The following is a 23614-nucleotide window of genomic DNA, read 5'->3' on the forward strand; positions in this document are numbered from 1 at the left end:
CCGCGCCGAGGCGCGCCACGACCTCGGCCTCCGCGGCGGCGCCGGTGCGGGGTTCGCGCAGATACGGCGTGAGGTCGGCGAGCAGAGTGTCGGCGTCCTCGGCGCTCAACCCCGTGTCGGTGAAGCGCCGGTCGTACAGGCGCGCGGCCCGCAGACAGCTCAGCATCGCGGCGTGGAAGGCCGGATAGTCCTCGGCGTGGACGGCGTGCAGCGTGATCCGCATCAGGCCGGCCTTGACGATCCGGCCGTCCGCGAAGGCCGCGTCCAAGTGCTCGGGCGCGAAGTCCGCGACGCGGTTCCACAGCGCGAGATACGGGGAGGCGGGCGTCTGCGCCTGGAGTGCGCACAGGCGCCGTACCGCGTCCGTCACGTCGATCGGCCGGCGCTCCAGGAGGAGCTGCCGGTCCAGGGTGGCGAGGGCGAGGCGGCGCGCGGAGAGGGTCACGTCGGGATTATGCCGCCCGCCCGCGGGCGACGGCCGGGGGTCAGCGCACCGACCAGGACTCGCGGTTGTTGAGGTGGGCGACGTCCGCACCCGTGGTCGTGCGGTAGGCGGCGTGGAACGCGGCCAGTTCCCCGGCGGTCAGCACGTCCTCGATCCGCGCGAAGCCCTCGGGGGCGCGCCGGGCGACCGTGGCCAGGAGCCGGTCGGCGGGCATGGCGCGGTGGGCGCGGACCAGGGCGTCGGTGACGGGGCGGCGTTCGGCTTCGTACGCCTCGAGGCCCTGTTCGGGACCGGGCGCCGTCGCCAGGTGGCGGGCCAGCGCGCGGGCGTCGAGGACGGACTGGGAGGCGCCGTTGGAACCGATGGGGTACATCGGATGCGCGGCGTCGCCGAGCAGGGTGACCCGGCCGCGGCCCCACCAGGGCAGCGGGTCGCGGTCGACCATCGGGTATTCGAGGATGCGGCCGGTGGTTGCGAGCAGTGCCGGGATGTCGAGCCAGCCGAGCCGCCAGTCGGCGAAGTGCGGGAGTACGTCGGCGAGTTGACCGGCGCGATCCCAGTCGGCGGCCGGCCTGCCGGAGCCCGCGAGGCGTACTTCGGCCACCCAGTTGACCAGGGCGCGGCCGCGGATCTCGGCGGAGCGCGACACCGGGTAGGCGACGAATTTGGCGGTCTCGTTGCTGCCCGCGACTGCGAGGGTGCGGCCGCCCAGGAACGGGGCCGTCTCCACCAGGCCGCGCCACATGCGGATGCCGTTCCAGAGCGGCGGGCCCTCGCCGGGGTGCAGTTGCGCGCGGACGGCCGAGTGGAGTCCGTCGGCTCCGATCAGCACGTCCGCCTCCAGGGTGCCGCCGCCGGCGAATTCCACCCGGACGCGGTCGCCTTCGTCGTGGAAGGCGGTCACGGCGGCGTCTGTGCGGATCTCACCGATGCGGGCGAGCACCGCGTCGAGCAGCAGCCGCTGCAGATCGCCGCGGTGCAGGGAGTACTGCGGCCAGTGGTAGCCGAGAGCGCGCCCGCGCGGCTCGCCCCAGATACGGTTGCCGTGCCGGTCGAAATGGACCATCTCGGCGGTGGGGATGCCGGTCTCGGCGAGGACGGTGCCGAGGCCCAGCTCGGTCAACTCCCGTACGGCGTGCGGCAGCAGATTGATCCCGACGCCGACGGGCCGCAGCGAGTGCGCGGCGTCGACGAGCGTTACACCGAGCCCTGCGGCGTGCAGGGACAGGGCCGCGGTGAGCCCGCCGATACCGGCGCCCGCGATGAGGACGTGGGTCATGTCCGCCGTACCGCCCTTCCTCGTCCGTTCGCGGGGCCGCGCGCCGGCTGACCCCGATGACCGACACGGCTATCCCTGCCCACAGTCACCCGGTCCGGAAGCCTCACTGCGCCGGGAACGCCCGCACCGACGGTTCGTAGGCCGCTGGGAGCACCGGCCCTGCGGCTCGTAGGCGGCTGGGAACACCCGCCCCACGGCTCGTAGGCCGCTGGGAACACCCGCCCCACGGCTCGTACGCTCCCTTCATGCTGATCGAACACCGCGGCCACCGGCCCTCCGTCCACCCGTCCGCGTACGTGGCCCCCTCCGCCGTACTCTGCGGCGCCGTCACCTTGGGCGAGGGCGCCCGGGTCCTGCACGGTGCCGTCCTGACCGCCGAGGACGGCGAGGTGCGGATCGGGGCGAACACGGTTGTCATGGAACAGGCCCTGGTGCGCGGCCGCGCCGGGCATCCGGCCGTGGTCGGCGCCTCGGTCCTGATCGGCCCGCACGCCCATGTCAACGGGGCGACGATCGAGGACGAGGTCTTCGTGGCGACAGGCGTGTCCGTGTTCCCGGGCGCGGTGGCCGGCGCGCGCTCGGAGCTGCGGATCAACAGCGTCCTGCACGCCAACTCGACCCTTCCGCCGGACACCGTCCTGCCGATCGGCTGGATCGCGGCCGGCACCCCGGCCCGCCTCTTCTCCCCCGACCGGCACGAGGAACTCCAGCCCGCGCAGATGGAGTTGGACTTCCCCCGCACCGTGTACGGCGTGGAACGCGGCACCCCGATGCACACGATCATGGCCCGCCAGTCGGAGTACTACGGAGCGCATCGCACGGACCGCGTGATCGACGAGCCGTAGCCGGGCTCTACGGTACGCGGATGCTCCCCTTGCTCTTCCTCGACGTCGACGGAGTGCTCATCCCCTTCGGCGGCGCCGATCACCCGACGTACGAGCCCATGCCTGCCAGGGACGCGAACCCGCTCCTGGCCCGGATCAACCCCGCACTCGGCCCTCGCCTGCTCGCCCTGCCCTGCGAGCCGGTCTGGGCCACCACCTGGGGCGAGGACGCCAACGCGGAGGTGGCACCCAGGCTCGGACTGCCGGACCTGCCCGTGCTCGGGTGGGTGGAGAGTGGGCGGCCGGAGGGGCTGCTGCACTGGAAGACGCGGCCGATCGTGGCGTGGGCGGGCGGTCGGCCCTTCGTCTGGATCGACGACGAGATCGGTGAGCGGGACCGGTCCTGGGTGGCGCGGAACCACCCGGGACCGGCGCTGCTCCTGCGGGTCGCTCCGGAACTCGGTCTGACCGAGGACGACCTGGCCGCCGTGGGGCGCCGGCTGGCGGAGCTCGACGGCTAACGTACGACCGGGAGTTGGACCGTACCCGTGTCACCGGGTGCGCTCGTCACCGTGACCGGCTTGACGCCCTTGTTGCCGAGGTAGGCCCCGTCGCTGGCCGCGATCACGAACTGGATGCGGTGACCCTTCTCGTAGCGGTGCACGATGCCCGGCAGGGACACCGTGAACGGCTTGGTCACGTCCGGTACGCGCACGGGGGCGACAAGCCGGTGCACCAAGGTCTTCCCGCCGTCCGGAGCCACGTCGTACAGCTTCGCGAAGAGCACCAGCTTGTCGGCGGCGTCCGACGAGTTCTGGACGCGTTCCGTCCTGGGCGAGACCACCTTCAGCGTGGCCTTCGGGATGCCCACGACGTCCGTCGCCTCGGCGAGCGGCTCGGTGGACCAGTCGAGATACGTGCCGCGGGTGTCGTACGGCGCGGGGTCCGGCAGACCGATCAGGCCGGCGAGCGAGGACTCGGAGTGCGAGGTGGGAATCAGCCAGTTGCGGTACTCACGGCTGCCGCGCACCACCTTGCGCCGGTTGTCGACCAGCTTGCCGTCGCCGGAGAGGTAGTACGTGGTGGTCGGCGACGGGGGCCGGGACGCGGTGGCGTAGGTGCGCTGCGGGTCGGCGACCCAGTCACGGTAGTACGCGAAGTCCGGCCCGGTGTCGGCGCCTTCATCGTCCTGCAGATAGCGGTCGAACCAGGCGAGCACCCGCCGCCCGACGTAGCTCGACTCCAAGTTGCCCGAACCCAGGCTCAGTTCACCGCTCGCCGGGTCCGTGATCCCTCCGCTGTGCCCCCACGACTGCCAGATCATCTTGGCCGTGGTGCCCTGCGCGCGCAGCGTTTCATACGTCGCCTGCGCCTCGTTGAGGTTGAACAGCGAGTCCGCCTGCCCCTGCACGAGCAGCGTCGGCGCCTTCACCTGCTTCAGATACGAGACGGGCGAGACGCTGCGCGCATAGTCGAGCAGCTCGTCGGTCCGCCCCGCCGGGTAGCGGCCGGAGTTCAGCATCCGGATCGTGTCGCAGGCCTGGTCCACGAAGTGCAGACAGCCCAGCTTGTTGATCCGGGAGGGGTCGAGCGAGGGGGCGAGCAGCGGCTGGCCCTCCCCCATCAGATAGAACCCGTTGGCCCACTGCCACTTGTACGCCCCGGGCACGTCGGTGCCCACGGCGTTCTGCGGGTCGAGGGCGTAGGCGAGGTTGTTCCATGTGATCAGCGGAACAAGGGCGTCCACGCGCCGGTCCACGGCCGCGGTCGCCAGCTGGATCGCCCCGCCGTAGGAGCCGCCGATCATCCCGACGCGCGGATCGCCGCCCTCGCCGCCGTCCGCCGTGACGTAGTCGACCTTCGTCCCGTCGTCGGCCGCGCGCTTGCCGGCGAGGAAGTCGATGAGTGCGGAGGCGGCCTTCGCGTCGATACGGGGGTCGTCGAGGGAGATCAGACAGCCGGAGTTCCCGAAGCCGAGCCCGGAGTAGGCGAGCCCGACGTACCCGCGCTGCGCGAACGCCTTGGCCGCACCGGCCGTTCCCCCATCGGCCTTGTTCCCGCCGAACCCGTTTGTGGTGATCACGGCGGGGGCGGTGTGCCGGGCGTCGACCCCCGCGGGCCGGTAGAGGTCGGCGTCGACGACGCAGGTGCGGTCGCCGGTGTCGACGGTGAACTTCAGTGCGGTGACGGTGTATTCGCCCGACCCCGGCGTGGCCGCCGCCGGCACGGTGAGGGCGAGCGGCGCGGCGAGGGCTGCGGCCGCGGTGCCGATGGCTGCGGTGAGGGTGGCGCGGGATCTGGGCACGGCTCGGGGCACGGTGACCTCCACGGGGTTTATACCGACCGGTAGGTTCGGGAATCGAGGTCATGGTGGGGGCACCGTTACTGGTGGGTCAATAAGCGTGCGGTGGGATTTGTGGACCTGCCACGTATCTCCCCAACTTGGGGTTGCTCCAGGGCCTCGGTCGGCGCGACTCAGAGGTCCAGGTCGGTGACCGGGATGACGCGGAATGGCAGGTGGCCGCCGACGGGCGCGACAACTCCCTTTCCTGTGGGCGGGCCTGCGTACCAGATGGCCTGAGGGTCGTCGCCGCCACGTCGCGCAACTGTGTAGCTGAAGGCGACGGACTGGAGGAGCAGCTCATCGTCCGAGCTGGGCATCTCGACGCAAAGGCGGTAGTTGCCTGGGCTGTCCACTCGCCGGCACGACACCTCCTGCCACGGGTATGTGCGCAGGATGCGGCGCGCCCGCCATGTGTTGTATGCGCACACCATGCCCACTTGTACGCCCATGACGGTTGCGATCATCGAGAAGACGAACGCCAGCACTGACCAGCTGCTCGCGATGAAGGCGTAGCCCACCGCAATGCCGGCGGCGATGGCCGAGAGCACCACCAGCGCCCACACCGTCCCGCGTCCCTGCGCACGCTTCAGGCTGTTCGCCGTAGCCGGTTCATCCATCGCGGTCTTGGCAAGGGAATCGGTAGTCACGTGATCAACTCCGCGATGCGAGATGTGGGTTGGCGTGGTGCGGGCGCATGCTTCGGCTCTTCGAAACTGATCGTGTTCGCCACGGCGCGGAGGATCTCCGCGTACGCCTCCGCCTGCGTGAGATCGGTGCTGGTCAGCGTTGCTGTGATCAGAGTCGGATCGCCGGGAACCAGAAAGGTGCACGTGGCCTGGCAGACCCTCGCGGAGCCCTCATCACCGCAGCGAAGTACCCCAGTGGTGAAGGCGGCGGCAGTTGTCCGTGCGACGGTTCGCAGCTCACAGCTGTCTGCGGTCCAGTGAGCCCACCGCTCTCGGGAGATCAGGGCCCGGGCGGCAGCCACTTGAGGATCACTCACCAGCGTGCGGGTGGAGGACAGGATGAACAGCGAGGTGGTCACCTCCTCGTACACATCGGTGCGGTGCAGCCCCAACGCCGCGTAGAAAGTTCCATGTCGGAAGATCTCGTCCAGGGCATAGGCCCACTCGGGAGCACGCTCTCGGATCGGGGCCAGGCCTGCCGGGTCGAACTCTTGGTATCCCGGAGGCAGTCGGAACCACAGTTGTGGCCTGTCATCCATGGACGTCCTCACAGGGTTGTTGCGGCGCGCGACAGTCGCGCGAAGGTGCTGGGGATGTCATCTGCGACGATGCGGGCACCGTCGACGGCCGGCGCTGCGGTTTCGTAGGTCCCGTCGTCCTTCAGCGGGGTCACGTCGCCCAGACTCGTCGCAACACCCGCGGTCGCGATGCCTGCCTCGACCGTTTCCTTCGTCCGCGAGCTGACACCGTGCAAGGCCCATTCGGTCACGCGATTCGTTCCCCTGGCCATCTCCAGACCAGTCGCCTTCGCACCGTCCACAAGACCCACCGCCCCGGCACGAGCAGCGTCATCCAGCGAGCCGGCTGCCCTGACGGCGGTCACCGCACCCTTCGTTCCCCCCGCGGCCAAGCCGAGCACGGGAAGCGCACCGATGCCGTCGCCGATCAACGTGACCGCGCCGTCCCAGAATTTGGCGTCCAGCTTGCCCTCGGTGATGCCGCCCCAGACCGCATCACGGATCTTCGGATCCTTGAGGTGCAACCCGAACGCTCCCGCACTCGCCGTCGTGGCGAGCGTCAGTGCAATGGCGACCCCGACCGGCGGGGTGGCCAGAACGGCGGCGAGTCCGGCGACGGAGGCCGCCACTGACAGGTAATCGCCGAGATCCTCCTCAAGGAACCCCACCACCTCCTCCAGCACCCCCGGCTCCTCCGGAGCCAACCCGTCGTCGGCCGAGGCGAGGGCGCGGGCCGCCTCCCGCGCCGCCTCCTGGTGCACGCCCTCCAACTCCCGCGCCAGCCGCCGCACATCAGCCACCGCGTCCTGCGCCTTGGAGAGCTGCTCGGGGTCATCCGAGGCCCGGGCCTCCGCCTCCGCGAGCGAGGAAGCCGCCGCCCTCGCCCGGTCCTCGTAGGACTGGGCCGTCAGCCTGCGGTCGACGACGCCGTCGTGCCAGCGCAGCAGCGCGCCCGAGGCCTTCGAGAGGGACTGGTGCGCGTCGAGTAACCGCTTGGGCAAGTCCTGCGACAGCGCCCGGCGGAACGCGTCCCCGCCCTCGCCCCGCCAGGAAGAGGCCGACCGCAGCAGACGGTCGACCAGCTCATGCGCCGTCCCCGTCGACTTCGCCGCCTTCGCCACCTGCTTCTGCAGCGCCGAGATCTCGCCGGGATTCCCTGGCACGGGGTTGAACCCCAGGTTCGGATACGGCCCGCCGGCCGGCCCACCGTCATCCATCGACCCGCACCGCCCTGAACGCTTCCGCGATCGCCCGGTTCAGCTCGGCGTACCCGTTGTGGCTGAGCGCCACCGCCGACTGGATGCGGGCGATCCGCTCGCCGAGCTGGTCGGCGCCGTGGCCCCAGGAGTCCTGGAAGGAGTCGCAGGCCGCGTCGAGTTCCGCCGTGCCGATCTGGTCGGCGCGTACGTGGTCGAGCGCGCGCCGCGCCTCGGCCAGCGACTCCACCGAATCGTGCAGGGCCTTGGCGAACCGGCCCAGCTCGGTCGTCTGCACGCGCAGATCGGGGTGATCACCAGTCATGGGCGAGCACCTTGGCAGAGTCGGCGGCTCATCGGGCAATCAGCGCTCACCCGTACGTGGGCCGGGCCGGGAATTCAGGGCGCGGAGCACCAGACCTGGCGCACCGACCCGCCACCCGGACAGGTGGCGCGCAGGACGGCGGATGACAGCCGTCAGGACCTCACAACGCCCCCGCCCGCCGCTCGAACACCTCCGGCCGCGCCGCCCGCACCGCCAGGGTGAGCGCACCCAGGAGGACCACGTCGTCGCCCGCGGTGCTCGCCTCGATGCGGGGACGCAGCGGGGTGAGGCGGTGCAGGGTCTGGGTGACCGTGGTGAGGAAGAGGTCGGCGCCGCGGCCGACTCCGCCGCCCAGGACCACCAGGTCGGGGTCGAGTACCGCGGTCACGGAGGCGACGGCGAGGGCGAGGCGTTCGCCTTCCTGACGGACGGCGGCGACGGCTGCGGGAGCTCCGGTGCGGGCTGCGTCGAAGACGCGTTTCGCCGTGAGCGGGCCCGTCATGCCGAGGTCGCGGGCGGCGCGGACCACGCCGTCGGCGGAGACCGCGTCCTCGAGCAGGCCCCGGCGCGGGGCCGTGCCGGTGGCGGGGACGCCGTCGAGCGGCAGATAGCCGATCTCGCCGGCCGCTCCGTGGGCGCCGAGGAAGAGCTCGCCGTCGGCCACGACGCCCATGCCGAGTCCGGTGCCGATCAGCAGGTACACGAAGAGACGGCTGTCCGCGCCGCTGCCGAAGGTGTACTCGCCGAGCGCCGCCAGGTTGGCGTCGTTGTGCACGGAGAGCGGGGTGCCGAGGCGGTCCCGCATCCGTTCGATCAGGCCGGGACGCCCCCAGCCGGGCAGGTTGACGGCGTAGCGGACCCGGCCGGTGGCGCGGTCGAAGACTCCGGGGGTGCCGACGGCGGTGCGCACGATGTCCGCGGAGGTCAACGCGGCTTCGGCGAGGGACTGTTCGGCGCAGCCCACGGCCGCGTCGGCGACCGACAGGGCGCCGCGGCCACGGTTGCGTATCTCGGTGCGGGCGACGATCTCGCCGGAGAGATCCGCCACCGCCGTACGCAGTCGGGCCCGGCCGATGTCGATGCCGAGGACGAAGCCCGCACGCGGGTCGGGCTCGTACAGGACGGCCACCCGGCCGCGGCTCTGGGCGTGGGTACCGGCCTCCCGGACGAGTCCGGCGCGTTCCAGAGCGGCGAGTGCGGAGGAGACGGTCGGTTTGGACAGGCCGCTGTCGCGGGCGAGTTGGGCGCGTGAGGCGGGCCCTTGCAGGCGCAGGCGTTCCAGGAGCAGCCATTCGTTGTTGCTGCGCAGGCGCCGGCGGTTCCAGGGCGGAATCGTCACGTGGCGGTCCCGGGCGCGGTGACATGGCAGGCGGCCGTGTGCGCGGGGCCGGCCGGCCGCAGCCGTGGGGTGACCCGGTGGCAGATGTCCTCGGCCAGCGGGCAGCGGGCGCGGAAGCGGCAGCTGGGCACGGGGTCGATGACGACCGGCGGGTCGGTCCTCGCGGTGGCGGCGTCCACGTCGAGCGGGGCGCGCGGGTCGGGGACGGCGGACAGGAGCAGTTCGGTGTACGGGTGGCGGGGGCGGGCCAGGACCTCTTCGGTGGGCCCGGTCTCGACGACATGGCCGCCGTACATGACGGCGATCCGGTCGGAGAGGTAGCGGGCGCCGGCGATGTCATGGGTGATGTAGAGGAAGGAGACGCCTTCGCGCTCGCGCAGTTCGGCCATTACGTTGAGCAGCCCGATGCGGATGGAGACGTCGAGCATCGAGACCGGTTCGTCGGCGAGGATGAGTTTCGGCCGGTGCGCGAGGGCCTGGGCGAAGCCGATGCGCTGGCGCTGGCCGCCGGAGAGTTCGTACGGGTAGCGGGCAAGGACGTCGGCGGCGGGTGTCAGCCCGACGGCTTCGACGACCCGCTCCGCTTCCGCTTCCCGTTCGGTGCGGGACAGTTCGGGCCGGTGCAGGGTGAGGGAGCGCAGGATGCCGTGTGAGACGCGGTACGCCGGGTTGAGGGACGCGAAGGGGTCCTGGAACACCATCGGGACGGCGCCGCGGTACGCGAGGCGGTCCCGTCGGCGGCGCAGCGAGCTCAGCGGGCGCCCCTGATAGCGGATCGAGCCCGCCGACGGCTTGTACACCTGCGCGATCAGCCGCGCGAGCGTGGATTTCCCGCTGCCGCTCTCCCCGACGAGCGCCACGATCTCCCGCTCCCCGATGGCCAGATCCACCTCGTCCACGGCGTGCAGGGAGCGGCGCGATAGACCCGTACCGACTTTGAAGTGCCGTGTGAGGCCCGAGGTTTCAAGCAGCGGACCGTCCATCGGCCCGTTCGTGCCGGCACCGCTCATGACGTGGCCTCCGTCGCAGCTGACGTGTGCAGCAGGCACCGCGAGCGCACCGCGCCCACTGCGTACAGCGAAGGCTGCACGGCATCGCACGGCTCGAAGACGAGCGGGCAGCGCGGATGGAAACGGCAGCCGGACGGCGGTGCGGCGAGATCCGGCGGGCTGCCGGGGATGCCGCGCAGCGGGACGCGCGGGCCGCGGATCGACGGGAAGGCCTCGAGCAGGCCCCGGCTGTACGGATGCGAGGGCTGGTCGAAGACCGGGCGGGTGGGCCCTTGCTCGACCACCTGGCCGGCGTACATCACGAGGAGCTGATCGGAGAAGTGGCTGACCAGGGACATGTCGTGGGTGACGAACACGACGGCGAAGCCGAGGAGTTGCTGCAGCTCCTTGATCTGCACCATCAGGGAGCGCTGGGCCACCACGTCGAGCGCGGAGGTCGGCTCGTCCATGATGACGAGGTCCGGGGTGAGCAGCAGTGCCATCGCGATCATCGCGCGCTGCCGCATCCCGCCGGAGAGCTGGTGCGGATAGCTGCGCAGATGGACCGGGTCGATGCCGACGAGCCGGAGTACTTCCACGCTGCGGTCGTGGATCTGCTCCTTCGTGTACGTGCCGTGCGCGGCCATCGCGTCCTTGTACTGGGCGGCGAGCGTGGCCACCGGGTTGAGCGCGTTCATGGCCGACTGGAGGACGACGGAGTAGTCACGCCAGCGCAGTTCGTTCAGCTCGCGCTCGGTCATCGCCACCAGATCCGCGCCACGCAGGCGGACCGAGCCGGTGGAGATACGGGCGGGCGGGCTGAGCAGGCCGGCGATGGCGAACAGGAGGGTGGACTTTCCGCAGCCGGATTCGCCGACCACGGCAGCGAACTCACCTTCCCTGACTGTCAGTTGTACGCCGTCGACCGCCGTGACAGGACCGCGGTCGGTCTCGTACACCACGCTGAGGTCATGAACTGCGAGCAGTGGTTCAGGCACGCTTGCGCCTCCTTCGTACGGGACGCAGAGCGGGGTTGCCGATCTCGTCGAAGGCGTAGTTGACCAGGGCGAACGCAACGCCCAGGAGGGCGACGCAGAGTCCGGGCGCGAGCGACCACAGGGGCAGACCGGTCTGCAGGGCCTGCTGGTTCTGGGCCCAGTAGAGCATCGTGCCCCAGCTGCGGGAGTTGGGGTCGCCGAGCCCGAGGAACTGCAGTCCCGCGGCCGTGAGCAGTGAATACAGCGCCGCACCGAGGAAGTTGGCGACGATGAGCGAGGTCATGTTCGGCAGCACTTCGCGGACGATGATGTACGAGCGCCGCTCACCGCGCGCCCGCGCCGATTCGAGGAACTCCCGGTTGCGCAGGGAGAGGGCCTGGGCGCGCAGCTGGTTGGCGCCGTAGGACCAGCCGGTGAGGACGAGGACGGCGAGGATCACGGTGAGGGAGCCGGTGCCCGCGTACTTGGCGAGGATGATCACCAGCGGGAAGGCCGGGATGACCAGGACGACGTTCGTCAGGAGCGAGAGCAGATCGTCCGCGATACCGCCGAGGTACGCGGCGGAGACCCCGACCAGGACCGAGAGCACGGTCGCGAGGGCGCCCGCCACGACGGCGATGATCAGGGATTCCCTTGTGCCGTGGATGAGTTGGGAGTAGATGTCCTGGCCGAGGCTCGTGGTGCCGAGGAAATGGGCGGTGGAGGGGTCGAGGCCCGCGTCGAAGTTCAGCGCGTCCGGGTCGTCGACGGAGGTGACCAGGCCCGGGAACGCGGCGATCAGGGTGAAGACGAACAGGATCACCGTGCCTGCGAGCGCCTTGCGGTTGCCGCGGATCGCACGCCACAGACCGGATCCCGCGCGGGGCCGGCCCGGCGCGGTGGTGACAGCGGTGGTGGTGGCCATCGTCATCCCTTCGCCCGGGCGCGCGGATCCAGCCATACGGTGGCGATGTCCACGATCAGCAGGGCCACCAGGACGGCGACCGTGAAGAGCATGAACAGGGCCTGCATCAGCGGATAGTCGACGTTCTGCACGGAGTTGTAGAGCAGATAGCCGACGCCGGGGTAGTTGAAGACGTACTCGATGAGGATCGCGCCGGAGATCACGAAGCCGAGGGACATGGCGAATCCCGCGAGGTTCGGCAGAACGGCGTTGCGGGCTGCGTACGCGTACATGACGCGCCGCGGGTTGAGCCCTTTCGCGCGTGCCATCCGCACGTAGTCCTCGGCGAGCGTGGTGATCATGTTGTTGCGCATGGTCAGGATCCAGCCGCCGATCGTCGTGATCAGCAGGGTCGCCGCCGGCAGGATCGCGTGGGTGAGCACACTGCCGACGAAGCCTGGTGAGAAGCCGGGGACGATCGAGGTGTCGTAGTTGAAGTTGGAGGGCAGCAGCCCGCCGGTCCACTCCGAGAACACCAGGATCAGGAGCAGGCCCACCCAGAAGTACGGCAGCGCGGACGTCACCACGAAGATCGGCGGCAGGATCGCGTCAAGCCTGCCGCCGCGCCGCCAGCCCGCGACCGTACCGATGAAGGTGCCGAGCACGAAGGCCAGGACCGTGGTGAGGCCGACCAGGCCGAGCGTCCACGGCAGTGCGCCGCCGATCAGCGAGGTGACCGGTTCGCCCAGGGTCTGGCCGATGGAGCGGCCCCAGTCGCCGGTGAACATATGGCCCAGGTAGTCGACGTACTGGACCAGGACGTTCGTGTCCGGCTTGAAGCCGAACGAGGTCAGCATCCCCTCCAGGGACTCCCGCGAGACCCGGCCGCGGGTGCGCACGATCAGCGCGTCGACCGGGTCGCCCGGCATGAAGCGCGGGATGAAGAAGTTCAGGGTGAGCGCCGCCCAGAGCGTGAGGACGAAGAACCCCAGGCGGCGCAGGATGAAGCGCACAAGTCACCGCCTACTGTGCGGACTTGGAGTAGATGCTGCTCAGCACCTGTCCGTTGTCGGGGAAGTTGTACGCGGCGGGCTGGGCGTACGGGTTCTCCTCGGTGGGCCAGCCGGCGATGTCCTTGGTGTTGTACTGGTACCAGTCCACCGCGCAGACCACCGGGATCACCGGCACGTCGTCCAGCATGAACTGCGAGACCTCCTTGACGATCTCCGCCTGGCGGCCCTCGTCGGCGGCCGCGTACTCGTTGAGCAGTGCGTCCACCTCGGGGTTCTTGTAGCGCTCGAAGTTGCTGGGCGCGTTCTTGCCGAGCGGTGCGGTGTTCGCGGAGTGCAGCATCTGCCGGAACTCGTAGTACGGGGACGGGCCGCTGGTCTGCTGGTTGTAGTACGCGAAGTCGTAGTCACCGGTGTAGAGGCGCCCGACGAAGGTCTGCTGGGCGAGCGTCTGGACGGTGAGGTCGATCCCGACGGCCTTGAGGTTCTGCTTGATGACCCTGAGCGAGGCGTCCCAGTCGGTGTATCCGGTGATGGACAGGATCGTGAGCTTCAGCGGCTTGGACGGCGAGTAGCCGAGGTCGGCGAGCAGTTGCTTGGCGCGGTCGGGGTCGGGTTTGTCGAAGCCAGCCTTCTCGACGGCCGCCGCGTCGTAGTACTTGTCGAAGGTCGGGATCACGACGCCGGACTGGTTCGCGGCGGGCACCTGGCCGCCGACGCCGATCTTCGCGACCTGTTCGCGGTCGATGGCGTACGAGATGGCCTGTCGGACCGTCTTGTTGCTGCTGAACTCCTTGGACGGATCGAGGTTCGGGTAGATGCCGACGTTCAGGACGGGCGGCGACCAGGTGTGGTTGTCCTGGGACTTGTCCAGATAGAACTGCTCGATCCCCGGGATGAACTGGCTGCCCCACTGCGCCTTGCCGCTCGCGAGGTCCAGATTCGCGGGCGCGTTGTCGAGATACGCCGGGTACTGGACCTTCTGGATGTACGGCTTGCCCTGCTGCCAGTAGTCGGGGTTCGCCGTGTACTGGATGTTGTTGGGCGAGCACGGGTCGACCTCGAACGGGCCGGTGCCCACGGGCTTCTTGTCCGCCCAGGTCTCAGGCTTGCCCGCGGCCTCCCCCGCGCCGAAGACATGCTCGGGGACGATCGGCTGCTGGTTCGCGAAGGCGTAGAAATACGGCTGCGCGGCCTGCTCGAACTTCAGGGTGACCTGGTCGCCGGAGGCCGTGGCGGACTGGAGTCCCGCGGTGGTCCACAGCGCGTAGAGGTCGATCGGAGGGTGCTTCTTCATCAGGTTGAAGGTGAAGGCCACGTCCTTCGCCGTGAACGGTTTTCCGTCGTTCCACTTCACGCCCTCGCGGATGGTGAAGTCGATCTGTGTCTTGTCGGCGTTCCACTTGTAGCTCTTGGCGAGCATCGGGGTCTCGGCCGCATCTTTGAGGGCGTTGACGAAGACGAGCGGTTCGTAGACGAAGCCGATCGAGGTGTTGTAGACGGCGGGGTTGAACGGGTTGAAGTTGCATGTCCACGTCTGGCCCGCCGTGTTGGCGATGGTGACCTCGCCGCCTTTCTTGCGCGGCCCGGCACTCTCCGTGGGGTTGCTGTCGTCTTTCCGCTTGGTCTCCGAACAGGCCGTTGCCGTCCATGCGAGTGCGACGACGACAGCGGCGGCGAGGGTGCGCGTGGGCCTCATGGCTGCCAGTCCCTTCGGGGGTTCACTCGGTCATACGGGGTGGTGCGCGGCCTCGACGGCCAGCGCGAGTGCGCCGAGCAGCGGCGCTTCGTAGGGGTGCGCGGCGCGGAGGAGCTCGGGCGGGTAGGGCACGGCGGCGTCCAGGGCGCGGCGCAGCGGACCGTGCAGCGCCTCCCAGGAGCGGACCATGCCGCCGCCGACGACGATCCGCTCGGGATCGAGGGCGATGGTGAGGTTGACCAGATGGAAGGCGAGCTGTTCGAGGAACTCGCCTTCGTGCAAGGGCCGTTGAGCATGCGCCTTTCCGCTGACCACGGCTTCCAGGGGGACGGGGTCCCGCTTGCCGACGTCGGCCGGTGAGCGCAGGTTGTACCCGATCTCCCCCGCCGCCCCGTGCCGCCCGCCGAGCACCGTGCCGCCGACGACGATCGCGGCGGCGAGTCCGGTGCCGAGGTTGAGGTAGAGGCCGGGGTCGGCGCCGGCCAGGGCGCCGTGGTCGTGTTCGTGTCGGGCCGCGGCCTTCACATCGTTGACCAGGCGCAGCTGCGACTGGGGGAACGCCAGGGCGAGTTCACGGCCGAGCGCGAGCTCTTCCCAGCCGGGGATGTTCGGTGCGAGCGCCACCGCGTCCTCGCCGGGGATCCCGATGGTGGAGACGCCGACGGCGATGGGTTCACGTCCGTCGAGGAGGGTGCGGGCGGCGTCGACCGCGTTCTTGAGCCCGGCCTGGGCGCCCTGGTCGGCGTGGGTCTCGACGGTGCGGTCGGCCAGTCGTGCGCCGTGGAGATCGGCGACGGTCAGGGCTGTTTTCGTCCCGCCGATGTCGAGGGCGAGGACGACGGGTAACGGAGCGTTCTCGTTCACTTGGAGCTCCTCGCACGAGGGGAGGCGCCGGTAAGTGCACTGCTGCGTCGGTAAAGTTACGTAACTATACGAGCGACGGCGGCCGACGGTAAGACGCGTGCGCACAACGATCGGGCCGGGCGTTCCCCCGTACGAGGAGACGCCCGGCCCGAGCGGTGCAGCCGCGTGGTGACCGCTACTTCTTACTGCCGCCGAAGTTGCCCAGGCCCTTCGGGTTGAGATGCGCGATGTGGCCGCTCTCGGTGCCGGCCGACGGGTCGATGACGCAGTCGATCAGCGCCGGTCCGCCGGCGGCCAGCGCCTCGGTGAGGGCGGCGGTGATCTCGGCGGGCGTGGTGGCGCGGTAGCCCTTGCCGCCGAAGGCCTCGATCATCTGGTCGTGCCGTGCCGCGCTCATCAGGGCGGTCGGCGCGGGGTCGCTCGAGCCGCCGCCGGGTGCCTCGTCGCCCTTGTACACACCGCCGTTGTTCATGATGACGGTGACCACGGGCAGGTTGTAGCGGCAGATCGTCTCCAGGTCCATGCCGCTGAACCCGAAGGCGCTGTCGCCCTCGACGGCGACGACCGGCTGCCCGGACTCCACGGCCGCTGCGATCGCGTACCCCATGCCGATGCCCATGACGCCCCAGGTACCGCTGTCGAGGCGGTGGCGCGGCACCTGCATGTCGATGACATTGCGGGCGATGTCGAGCGCGTTGGCGCCCTCGTTGACGAGGTAGACCTCCGGGCGCTCGCGCAGCACGTCCCGTACGGCCTTGAGCGCGCCCATGAACTGCATCGGGTGCGGGTCGGCCTCGAGCCGCTTGGCCATCTTGGCCACGTTGTCCGCGGTCTTCGCGGCGAGTTCGTCCTTCCACGCCTGGGGCGCGGCGATCTGGCCGGGCTTGGTGCGCTCGGCGAGCGCGTCGAGCACCGACTCGATATCGCCGACGAGCGGTGCGGCGATGGGCTGGTTGGAGTCCATCTCCTTGGGCTCGATGTCGATCTGGATGAACTGGGCGTCCGGGTTCCAGCCCCGCTCGCCGTGGTTGAGCAGCCAGTTGAGGCGCGCGCCCATGAGGACCACCACGTCGGCGCGCTTCAGCGCGAGCGAGCGCGCGGCGGCCGCGGACTGCGGGTGGCCGTCGGGCAGCAGGCCCTTGGCCATCGACATCGGCGCGTACGGGATGCCCGTGGACTCGATGAACTCCTTGATCTTGTCGTCGGCCTGGGCGTACGCGGCACCCTTGCCGAGCACGACGAGCGGGCGCTCCGCGGAGGCGAGCAGCTCGATCGCGCGGTCCACGGCCTCGGGCGCCGGCAGCTGGCGGGGCGCCGGGTCGACCAGCTTGCTCAGGGTCTTCGCACCCTCGTCCGCGGGCATGATCGAGCCGAGTACGGCGGCCGGGATGTCGAGGTAGACACCGCCGGGCCGGCCGGAGATCGCGGTGCGCAGGGCGCGGGCGATACCGCGGCCGATGTCTTCGACCCGGCTGATGCGGTACGCGGCCTTCACGAAGGGCTGGGCGGCGGCGAGTTGGTCCATCTCCTCGTAGTCGCCCTGCTTGAGGTCGACGAGATGGCGCTCGCTGGAACCCGAGATCTGCACCATCGGGAAGCAGTTGGTGGTGGCGTTCGCCAGGGCTACGAGCCCGTTGAGGAATCCGGGCGCGGACACGGTGAGCGCGATACCGGGCTTCTTGGTGAGGTATCCGGCTATCGCGGCGGCGTGCCCGGCGTTGGACTCGTGCCGGAAACCCACGTACCGGATGCCCTCGGCCTGGGCGAGGCGTGCGAGGTCGGTGATCGGGATGCCGACGACTCCGTAGATCGTCTCGACATCGTTGAGCTTGAGCGCGTCGACGACCAGGTGATACCCGTCGGTGAGCTCGGCCCGGTCTTCATCGCTCGCCGCGGTGTCGGTGGCAGCAGCAGTGTCAGTCATGGTCCGAGCTCCTCCTTGAGCGGTCAAACATGCTTCGGCCTCGAGGGGCAAACATGCTTCGGCGGTCATGCGTGCGGCTACTGGTCTCACCTTGCGCACCCCGCTCGCCCCCGTCCAAGACGTATCGGCGACCAGCCGATAGACGGCGTCTATCGAGCAGCCGACTCCCCTTCGCCACCTGGGGGTTCGCCATGGTTGATAAGCGCCCGCTATCGGCTGGTCGCCAGTGCGTATTGGACGTGCGCCGACGGGCCGCGCACGCTCGCTAGACGGCAGCCTTCCGCGGGCTGCGCCCCGGTGGTTCCTCCGTACGAAGAGGTGGTGGTCATGGCAGCTGCGACCGCAGCATCGGTGCGGGGCGTATCGCTGTACCGTCCGCCGGCGATCACCGGCCTCGCGGATCTCCTCGACCGGCCGGTACGGGAACGGCCCTCGGCCACCGCCCTGGTGTACTCCGCCGACCGGATCAGCCTGTCGTACCGCGAACTGCACACGCTGGTGGACGACTTGGCGGATCGGCTCACCGCGTCGGGCCTGCGACGCGGCGACGCCGTGGTCCTGGTCTCGGCCAACACCGTCGAGTTCGTGGTCGGCCTGCTCGGCGCGGCACGGGCCGGTCTGGTCGTGGCCCCGGTGGACCCGGAGTGGGCGAAGGACCAACTCGGTGGGCGGCTCGCCGGGTTGGCGGCACGGGCGGTTCTGACTTCGCCCGACGTCGGCGTACCGGGGTCCTGGACGCTGACGGTGGATGCGCCGCGAGGGACGGTGGGTCTCTCGGCGGACGCACCGAGGGAAGCGGCTGTTCGTTCGGCGGACGAGCTGCGGGAAGCCCGAGGGGAACACGACCCCGCCGACGCGTTGGTCCTCTTCACGGTCGGCACGAGCGACCGCGCCAAGATGGTGCCGCTCACCGACATCAACGTGATGGCGGCGATCCGCGGGATCTGCGGCACGTATGAACTCGGACCCGGCGACGCGACGGTCGCGGTGATGCCGTTCTTCCACAGCCACGGCCTGTTCGCGACGCTCCTCTCCTCGTTGGCGAGCGGGGGCCGTGTGCTGCTGCCCGACGGGGGACGCTTCTCGGCCGCCGCCTTCTGGGACGACGTACGCACGGTCGCGGCCACCTGGTTCACCGCGGTTCCGGCCGTGCACGAGCTGCTCCTCGAGCGCTCAGAACTCGACTGTCCCGGCCCGCGGGCGGCCCCCCTGAAGTTCGTCCGCAGTTCCAGCGCCCCGCTCAACACCGCCACCCAGCGCGCCCTTGAGCGCACCTTCGGGGCGCCGCTTCTGACCGCGTACGGCATGACGGAGTCGACGCATCAGGTCACGAGCGAGCCGCTCCCGCAGCACGGCTTCCTCAAGCACGCCTCGGCGGGGCGGCCCACCGGGGTCGAGCTGCGGATCGCGGACGCACAGGGCCGGCCGTGCGCGACCGGCACGGAGGGCGAGGTGTGGGTCCGCGGTCCTGCCGTGGCCCGCGGCTACCTCGCCGACCCGGCGGCGACCGCGCGCGGTTTCCAGGATGGCTGGCTGCGCACCGGAGACCTGGGCCGCCTCGACGAGGACGGGTATCTCTTCCTCTCGGGCCGGATCAAGAACCTCATCCACCGCGCCGGCCGCAGAATCTCCCCCGAGTACGTGGAGGACATCCTGGCCGGCTGCCCCGGCGTCCTGGAGGCGGCGGTCTTCGCCCTGCCGGACCCGGAGTTGGGTCAGCGGGTGGGGGCGGCCGTGGTCGCTCGGGAAGGCGAGTACCTGGGCTCGGAACAGGTCCTGCACTACTGCCGGGGGCGGCTGGGGATCACGGGGGTGCCGGACCGGGTGGAGATCGTCGGGTCCTTGCCGCATACGGCGCAGGGGGGCCTGGACCGCCAGGCAATCAGGGCAACCTTCATCTAGCCCCTGCGTCACATCCAGCCCCTGCGGCGCTTGAGCAGATCCGAGCGAAGTGCGGTCTCGGGGGTCCGGGTGCGGAGCCCCCGGTTTCGGGAAGGGGCGGGCAGGGGAGAAAGGCCCGCCGCAGGCGTCCCACCGCAACCACCCACCGGACGCTCACCCGACAGGCTGCCGCACCCGACGCCCGCCCGCAGGCAACGGCTCCTCGAAGAACTCGTCCAAGGACAGGCCTGTCGCGGCGGCGACAAAGGCACGCGCGGCCACCGATCCGGGCGTGGCCGCGTGAATCGCGACGGACACCTGCGCCCGGGCGTCCGGCGACACCAACCGCACCGCCCGCGTCCGCCCGATCACCGGCATCGCCCGCAGCCAGGAGTGCGGCACGATGCTGGCCCACTCCCCCACGCCGACATGCGCGTACAGAGATGCGATCGAGTCGGTCTCGACCTGCGGTGTCGCGACGAGTCCGCAGCTGGTGAGCACCTCGTCGATGAGCTGCCGGATCCGCATGTCCGGGGTCAGCAGCGCCAGCGGAAGCTGCGCGGCCTCGGCCCAGCTCATGGTCGCGGCCGGGGGCAGGAGCTGGTCGCCGGAGACGACCATGTACCGCTCCTCGTACAGCGGCACGACCTGCAGCCCTTCCTGGTCGTCGGCCCCGAAGTAGCCGATCACCGCGTCCAGCTCGAACTCCCGGAGCTGGCGCAGGAGCTCCTTGGTGGCGAGCCGCGAGCGCACCTGCACCTTGGCCAGGGGATGCGCCGAACAGAACGCGCCCACGGGCAGCGCGAGCGTCGTCGACGCCGTGGGTTCCGTGCCGAGCCGCAGCGTCCCGGTGATCCCGGACTGCACGGCGGCCACCTCGGCCTTGAACGCCTCCTGCTCGGCGAGGATCCGCTTGGCCCACACGACGAGCCGCTCACCCTCGGGCGTCAGCCCTTCGTAGGTGTGGCCGCGGTTGATCAGCGTGACGTTGAGCTCGCGCTCCAGCTTGGCGATCGCCGCGGACAGCGCAGGCTGCGATACGTAGCAGGACTCGGCGGCCCGCGCGAAGTGCCGCTCCCGCGCCACGGCGACGAAGTACTCCAGCTGACGAAACAGCATGGGTGGCCCCTCCCGCCCGGCGCATGGCCCGATCCGGTCACCGGATCGCAGATTGCATACAGTAGACGACGCCGTGGGGGGCAACAAGGAGTTGCGCAGAGCGCGAGGTGCCTACCGAACAGCCGCGCCCCGCGGAACAGCCGCTCTACGGAACAGGCGCCGCAGCGGGACGCGGCAGGGCGGGCCTGCGCGGCGACGGTACGGACTTGTGCTCCCAGCGCTTGCTGATCCGCACATAGCCGTAGATGACCGAACCCATCGCACCGAGCACGATCAGGCCGAAGAGCACGGGGTACCGGGACATCTCGACCGATGCGTAGCGGTACATGAACAGCATGACCGTGAAGACGCCCGCGCCGTAGCCGGCGAGCTTGAGCGCCGAACGGTCCCAGCCGTGCTCCTGCGCACGCAGCGCCGCCTCGATCGTCAGGACGAACACCACGCCGGACGCCAGATCGACCCCGTAGTGATAGCCGAACCCGAGCGTCGCGCTGAGCGTGGCCACGAGCCAGAACGTGCCCGCGAACCGCAGCAGGCGCGGCCCCTTGCGGGAGTGGATGAACAGCGCCGTCGCCCACGCGGTGTGCAGGCTGGGCATGCAGTTGCGCGGGGTGATCTGGTCGAAGGGGATCGCCTGCGGAGCGGTCAGCTTCACGGGCGTGTGCGGCCACACCTGGCCGGCGGCCCACAGGCCACCGTCGATCCCGTACGCGAAGACGGGTCCGACCACCGGGAAGATCATGTAGATGCCGGGCCCGAGCAGACCTATGAGCAGGAAGGTCCGTACGAGGTGGTGCCGCGGGAAGCGGCGGGCGGCCGACACGTTCCGCAGCTGGTAGAGCGAGATGACGACCGCGGCCACGGCGAGCTGCACATAGACCCAGTCGAGGACATGCGCGCCGACCGGACCGATGGCCTCCAGGATCCGGCCGGCCACCCACGAGGGATTGCCGAGCGCATGGTCGGCGGTGGCGAGATAGGGGTCGAGCACGGTCGGGCGGGTCTTCGACGTGATCAGCAGCCAGGCGTCACCGGTCTTGCGGCCGGCGACCAGGAGCAGTCCGAGACCGACGCCCTTGAGCAGCAGCACCCGCTCCGGGCCGGTGCGGCGGGTGACCGCTGTGGCGGCGACGCCGGCCATCACCCACAGCGCACCGTTGCCGAAGTTCATATCGGCGCCGACGGCCCAGCGCACCCCCCAGAAGGCCAGGTCGATGCCGACCGCGGCCCCGAAGGCGATGTACCGCTCGCGTTTGGTGAGCACGACCATCATCAGCGCCATGGCCGCGTACAGGAGCGGTCCCGAGGCGGGCGCGAAGATCAGCTCGCGCGCCTGCTGGGTGAGCGGTCCGGGCACGCCGTACCGACGGGCCGCGACCTCCAGACCCACGACGAAGCCGAGGGCGATGACGCCCGCCGCGACCCAGAGCAGGGTCTTCGGCTGCCACCGTGCGGACTCCCGCGTGCGGCTGCTGCTGCGCGACAATTCCCGCGACGGAATCGGTATCAATGCTCCTGGCCAGTTCGCTCGATATTGGCTCGATGGTCGCTATGTGTCCTTGAAGACGTTGCTTCCCGGGAGAAGGTTCATGCGCGCGATCTCCATGCGATCGAACATGCTAACGGAGCAGCTCGGGCCCCTGTGCATCGGCTGTGACCCGTGCCCTCGAAGGGGTGGAAACAAAGTCCTGATCCCCGTGGTTCGCGTGGCCGGGAATCGACCCTGCCCACCCCACGGGACAGGTCAGCGCAGCCGGATCACATTCCACGACAGGGGCTCGAGGACCGCCTTCAACGTGCCGTCCGCCAGGGTCGTGCCGGTGACCTCGTGCGGAGCGACGCGCTCGGGGTCGTCGAGGGTGTTGCGTGCCTGAGGGTCGGCGTCGGCGAGCGCGCTGTGCCCGATGAGCTCGCTCAGACCGAGCTCGCGCAGAGCCACCTCGAGCGGCAGCTCGTCCCTCCGGCCGCGGTTCACGGCGAAGACCGTGACCGTACCGTCCTCGCCGCGTACCGCCGTGGCGTGCAGCAGCGGCACCTGGCCGTACTTCTTCGTCGCGTACGAGGGAGAGTCCACGCGGACGTCGAGGACCTCGCCGCGGCCGTACCGGGACGCTTCGGCGAAAGGGAAGAAGGTGGTCTGCTTCCAGGCCGGGCCGCCGGGCTCCGTCATGACCGGCGCGATCACGTTGACGAGCTGGGCGAGACAGGCGATCTTCACGCGGTCGGCGTGGCGAAGCAGGGCGATCAGGAGCGAGCCGAGCACGACGGCGTCGGTGACGGTGTAGCCGTCCTCGAGGAGGCGCGGGGTCTCGGGCCAGTCCAGGGGGTTGCTCGCCGCCTCCTCCTGGTACCTGGTCATGTACCAGACGTTCCACTCGTCGAAGGAGAGGTTGATCTTCTTCGGCGACTTGAGCTTCGCGCCGACGTGGTCGCAGGTGGCGACCACGCTCTCGATGAAGGACTCCATGTCCACGGCCGAGGCCAGGAACGAGTCCACATCGCCGTCGAGCGGCTCGTAGTAGGCGTGCAGGGAGATGTGGTCGACGACGTCGTACGCCTCCGTGAGGACCGTCGCCTCCCACGCGGCGAAGGTCTCCATGGACCGGCCGGACGAACCGCAGGCGACCAGTTCGACGCCGGGGTCGATCTGCCGCATGGCGCGGGCGGTCTCGGCGGCCAGACGCCCGTACTCCTCGGCGGTCTTGTGGCCGGTCTGCCAGGGGCCGTCCATCTCGTTGCCCAGGCACCACAGCCGGATGCCGAACGGGTCCTTGTCGCCGTGCGCCGCCCGCAGGTCCGAAAGCGCGGTCCCCGAGGGGTGGTTGGCGTACTCCTGGAGTTCGATGGCCTCGCCGACGCCCCGGGTGCCGAGGTTGAGGGCCATCATCGGTTCGGCGTCCGGGCCGAGCTTCTTCAGGAAGGCGATGAACTCGGAGAGCCCGAAGCGGTTGGTCTCCGTGGACCGCCAGGCCGGGTCCAGGCGCCGCGGGCGCTCGTCCACGGGCCCGACGGAGTCCTCCCACCGGTACGCGGAGACGAAGTTGCCCCCGGGATACCGGATGACGGTGACCCCCAACTCCCGTACGAGAGCCAGCACATCACCCCGCAGCCCGGCCTCGTCGGCGGTGGGGTGGCCGGGCTCGAAGACGCCGGTGTACACACAGCGGCCGAGGTGCTCGACGAAGGAGCCGTAAAGGCGGGGGTCGACCCGGCCCACGGTGAAGGCCGGGTCGAGGGTGAGGCGGGCAGCGCGGGACATGAAGGTCCTTTGTTCGAGATTTCGAAGGCTGA

The 23614-nt window shown here is 70.2% G+C and carries 21 protein-coding genes; 3 read left to right on the forward strand and 18 right to left on the reverse strand.

The features are described from left to right. Both ABT367_RS22870 and ABT367_RS22875 read right to left on the reverse strand, forming a co-directional pair. Positions 1–445, reverse strand: a 445-nt coding sequence (locus tag ABT367_RS22870) for a DNA glycosylase AlkZ-like family protein (RefSeq protein ID WP_352254935.1), incomplete at its 3' end; no start/stop codon positions are given. 40 nt (positions 446–485) lie between these two features. Next, on the reverse strand, positions 486–1724 hold the full coding sequence (locus ABT367_RS22875) for a flavin-dependent oxidoreductase (protein WP_352254936.1): 1239 nt from the start codon (positions 1722–1724) through the stop codon (positions 486–488). 245 nt (positions 1725–1969) lie between these two features. Here ABT367_RS22875 and ABT367_RS22880 point away from each other — a divergent pair, with 245 nt between their 5' ends. Both ABT367_RS22880 and ABT367_RS22885 read left to right on the forward strand, forming a co-directional pair. Further along, positions 1970–2569 carry a gamma carbonic anhydrase family protein gene (locus ABT367_RS22880; RefSeq protein WP_352254937.1) on the forward strand — a complete coding sequence of 200 codons (600 nt, stop codon included), beginning with the start codon at positions 1970–1972 and terminating at the stop codon, positions 2567–2569. Positions 2570–2589: 20 nt separating this feature from the next. Then, positions 2590–3069: an HAD domain-containing protein gene (locus ABT367_RS22885; protein WP_352254938.1), complete on the forward strand. Its 480-nt coding sequence runs from the start codon at positions 2590–2592 to the stop codon at positions 3067–3069. On the opposite strand, the gene ABT367_RS22890 is transcribed toward ABT367_RS22885, so the two are convergent. The 13 genes from ABT367_RS22890 to oxc form a co-directional block, all read right to left on the reverse strand. After that, a complete protein-coding gene (locus tag ABT367_RS22890; RefSeq protein ID WP_434975515.1) occupies positions 3066–4877 on the reverse strand; it encodes a CocE/NonD family hydrolase in 1812 nt (603 codons plus the stop codon). The two genes, ABT367_RS22885 and ABT367_RS22890, sit on opposite strands and share 4 nt — an antisense overlap. Before the next feature lie 146 nt (positions 4878–5023). Further along, a complete protein-coding gene (locus ABT367_RS22895) occupies positions 5024–5539 on the reverse strand; it encodes a hypothetical protein (RefSeq protein WP_352254940.1) in 516 nt (171 codons plus the stop codon). Then, positions 5536–6117 carry a hypothetical protein gene (locus ABT367_RS22900; protein ID WP_352254941.1) on the reverse strand — a complete coding sequence of 194 codons (582 nt, stop codon included), beginning with the start codon at positions 6115–6117 and terminating at the stop codon, positions 5536–5538. The genes ABT367_RS22895 and ABT367_RS22900 overlap by 4 nt, the downstream gene beginning before the upstream one ends. Positions 6118–6125: 8 nt before the next feature. After that, positions 6126–7313, reverse strand: a complete 1188-nt coding sequence (locus ABT367_RS22905; protein WP_352254942.1) for a hypothetical protein — start codon at positions 7311–7313, stop codon at positions 6126–6128. Continuing rightward, positions 7306–7617: a hypothetical protein gene (locus ABT367_RS22910; protein WP_352254944.1), complete on the reverse strand. Its 312-nt coding sequence runs from the start codon at positions 7615–7617 to the stop codon at positions 7306–7308. Before ABT367_RS22910 ends, ABT367_RS22905 begins: the two co-directional genes overlap by 8 nt. 160 nt (positions 7618–7777) lie before the next feature. Further along, the gene (locus ABT367_RS22915) at positions 7778–8956 is read right to left on the reverse strand and encodes an ROK family transcriptional regulator (protein WP_352254945.1); all 1179 of its coding nucleotides are present in this window, start codon (positions 8954–8956) and stop codon (positions 7778–7780) included. Further along, a complete protein-coding gene (locus ABT367_RS22920; protein ID WP_352254946.1) occupies positions 8953–9966 on the reverse strand; it encodes an ABC transporter ATP-binding protein in 1014 nt (337 codons plus the stop codon). Before ABT367_RS22920 ends, ABT367_RS22915 begins: the two co-directional genes overlap by 4 nt. Further along, positions 9963–10943 carry an ABC transporter ATP-binding protein gene (locus tag ABT367_RS22925; protein ID WP_352254947.1) on the reverse strand — a complete coding sequence of 327 codons (981 nt, stop codon included), beginning with the start codon at positions 10941–10943 and terminating at the stop codon, positions 9963–9965. The genes ABT367_RS22920 and ABT367_RS22925 overlap by 4 nt, the downstream gene beginning before the upstream one ends. After that, positions 10936–11847 (reverse strand): ABC transporter permease, encoded by a 912-nt coding sequence (locus tag ABT367_RS22930; protein ID WP_352254948.1) that lies wholly within the window; start codon positions 11845–11847, stop codon positions 10936–10938. The genes ABT367_RS22925 and ABT367_RS22930 overlap by 8 nt, the downstream gene beginning before the upstream one ends. Positions 11848–11849: 2 nt before the next feature. Then, positions 11850–12839, reverse strand: a complete 990-nt coding sequence (locus ABT367_RS22935; protein ID WP_352254949.1) for an ABC transporter permease — start codon at positions 12837–12839, stop codon at positions 11850–11852. A gap of 10 nt (positions 12840–12849) precedes the next feature. Further along, complete coding sequence (locus ABT367_RS22940; RefSeq protein ID WP_352254950.1) at positions 12850–14535, reverse strand: ABC transporter substrate-binding protein; 1686 nt, start codon at positions 14533–14535, stop codon at positions 12850–12852. Positions 14536–14565: 30 nt separating this feature from the next. Next, a complete protein-coding gene (locus ABT367_RS22945; protein ID WP_352254951.1) occupies positions 14566–15399 on the reverse strand; it encodes an ROK family protein in 834 nt (277 codons plus the stop codon). A 175-nt stretch (positions 15400–15574) separates the two neighbouring features. Further along, positions 15575–17323 (reverse strand): oxalyl-CoA decarboxylase, encoded by a 1749-nt coding sequence (oxc, locus tag ABT367_RS22950; protein ID WP_352254952.1) that lies wholly within the window; start codon positions 17321–17323, stop codon positions 15575–15577. 327 nt (positions 17324–17650) lie between these two features. Here oxc and ABT367_RS22955 point away from each other — a divergent pair, with 327 nt between their 5' ends. Next, positions 17651–19225 carry a FadD7 family fatty acid--CoA ligase gene (locus ABT367_RS22955; RefSeq protein WP_352254953.1) on the forward strand — a complete coding sequence of 525 codons (1575 nt, stop codon included), beginning with the start codon at positions 17651–17653 and terminating at the stop codon, positions 19223–19225. A 153-nt stretch (positions 19226–19378) separates the two neighbouring features. On the opposite strand, the gene ABT367_RS22960 is transcribed toward ABT367_RS22955, so the two are convergent. From ABT367_RS22960 to ABT367_RS22970, 3 genes are all read right to left on the reverse strand, one after another. Next, the gene (locus tag ABT367_RS22960) at positions 19379–20323 is read right to left on the reverse strand and encodes a LysR family transcriptional regulator (protein WP_352254954.1); all 945 of its coding nucleotides are present in this window, start codon (positions 20321–20323) and stop codon (positions 19379–19381) included. Positions 20324–20468: 145 nt separating this feature from the next. Next, positions 20469–21809: a phosphatase PAP2 family protein gene (locus ABT367_RS22965; protein WP_352254955.1), complete on the reverse strand. Its 1341-nt coding sequence runs from the start codon at positions 21807–21809 to the stop codon at positions 20469–20471. 258 nt (positions 21810–22067) lie between these two features. Continuing rightward, complete coding sequence (locus tag ABT367_RS22970; protein WP_352254956.1) at positions 22068–23582, reverse strand: alpha-N-arabinofuranosidase; 1515 nt, start codon at positions 23580–23582, stop codon at positions 22068–22070. Between the last annotated feature and the right edge of the window lie 32 nt (positions 23583–23614).

The sequence above is a fragment of the Streptomyces mesophilus genome (assembly GCF_040300965.1).
GTDB lineage: Bacteria > Actinomycetota > Actinomycetes > Streptomycetales > Streptomycetaceae > Streptomyces > Streptomyces mesophilus_A.

Excerpts from the sequence above, each read along its gene's own strand:
- ABT367_RS22875 (WP_352254936.1), bottom strand. The coding sequence starts at position 1,724 with ATGACCCACGTCCTCATCGCGGGCGCCGGTATCGGCGGGCTCACCGCG.
- ABT367_RS22880 (WP_352254937.1), top strand. The coding sequence starts at position 1,970 with ATGCTGATCGAACACCGCGGCCACCGGCCCTCCGTCCACCCGTCCGCG.
- ABT367_RS22885 (WP_352254938.1), top strand. The coding sequence starts at position 2,590 with ATGCTCCCCTTGCTCTTCCTCGACGTCGACGGAGTGCTCATCCCCTTC.
- ABT367_RS22900 (WP_352254941.1), bottom strand. The coding sequence starts at position 6,117 with ATGGATGACAGGCCACAACTGTGGTTCCGACTGCCTCCGGGATACCAA.
- ABT367_RS22905 (WP_352254942.1), bottom strand. The coding sequence starts at position 7,313 with ATGGATGACGGTGGGCCGGCCGGCGGGCCGTATCCGAACCTGGGGTTC.
- ABT367_RS22910 (WP_352254944.1), bottom strand. The coding sequence starts at position 7,617 with ATGACTGGTGATCACCCCGATCTGCGCGTGCAGACGACCGAGCTGGGC.
- ABT367_RS22920 (WP_352254946.1), bottom strand. The coding sequence starts at position 9,966 with ATGAGCGGTGCCGGCACGAACGGGCCGATGGACGGTCCGCTGCTTGAA.
- ABT367_RS22930 (WP_352254948.1), bottom strand. The coding sequence starts at position 11,847 with ATGGCCACCACCACCGCTGTCACCACCGCGCCGGGCCGGCCCCGCGCG.
- ABT367_RS22940 (WP_352254950.1), bottom strand. The coding sequence starts at position 14,535 with ATGAGGCCCACGCGCACCCTCGCCGCCGCTGTCGTCGTCGCACTCGCA.
- oxc (WP_352254952.1), bottom strand. The coding sequence starts at position 17,323 with ATGACTGACACTGCTGCTGCCACCGACACCGCGGCGAGCGATGAAGAC.
- ABT367_RS22955 (WP_352254953.1), top strand. The coding sequence starts at position 17,651 with ATGGCAGCTGCGACCGCAGCATCGGTGCGGGGCGTATCGCTGTACCGT.
- ABT367_RS22960 (WP_352254954.1), bottom strand. The coding sequence starts at position 20,323 with ATGCTGTTTCGTCAGCTGGAGTACTTCGTCGCCGTGGCGCGGGAGCGG.
- ABT367_RS22970 (WP_352254956.1), bottom strand. The coding sequence starts at position 23,582 with ATGTCCCGCGCTGCCCGCCTCACCCTCGACCCGGCCTTCACCGTGGGC.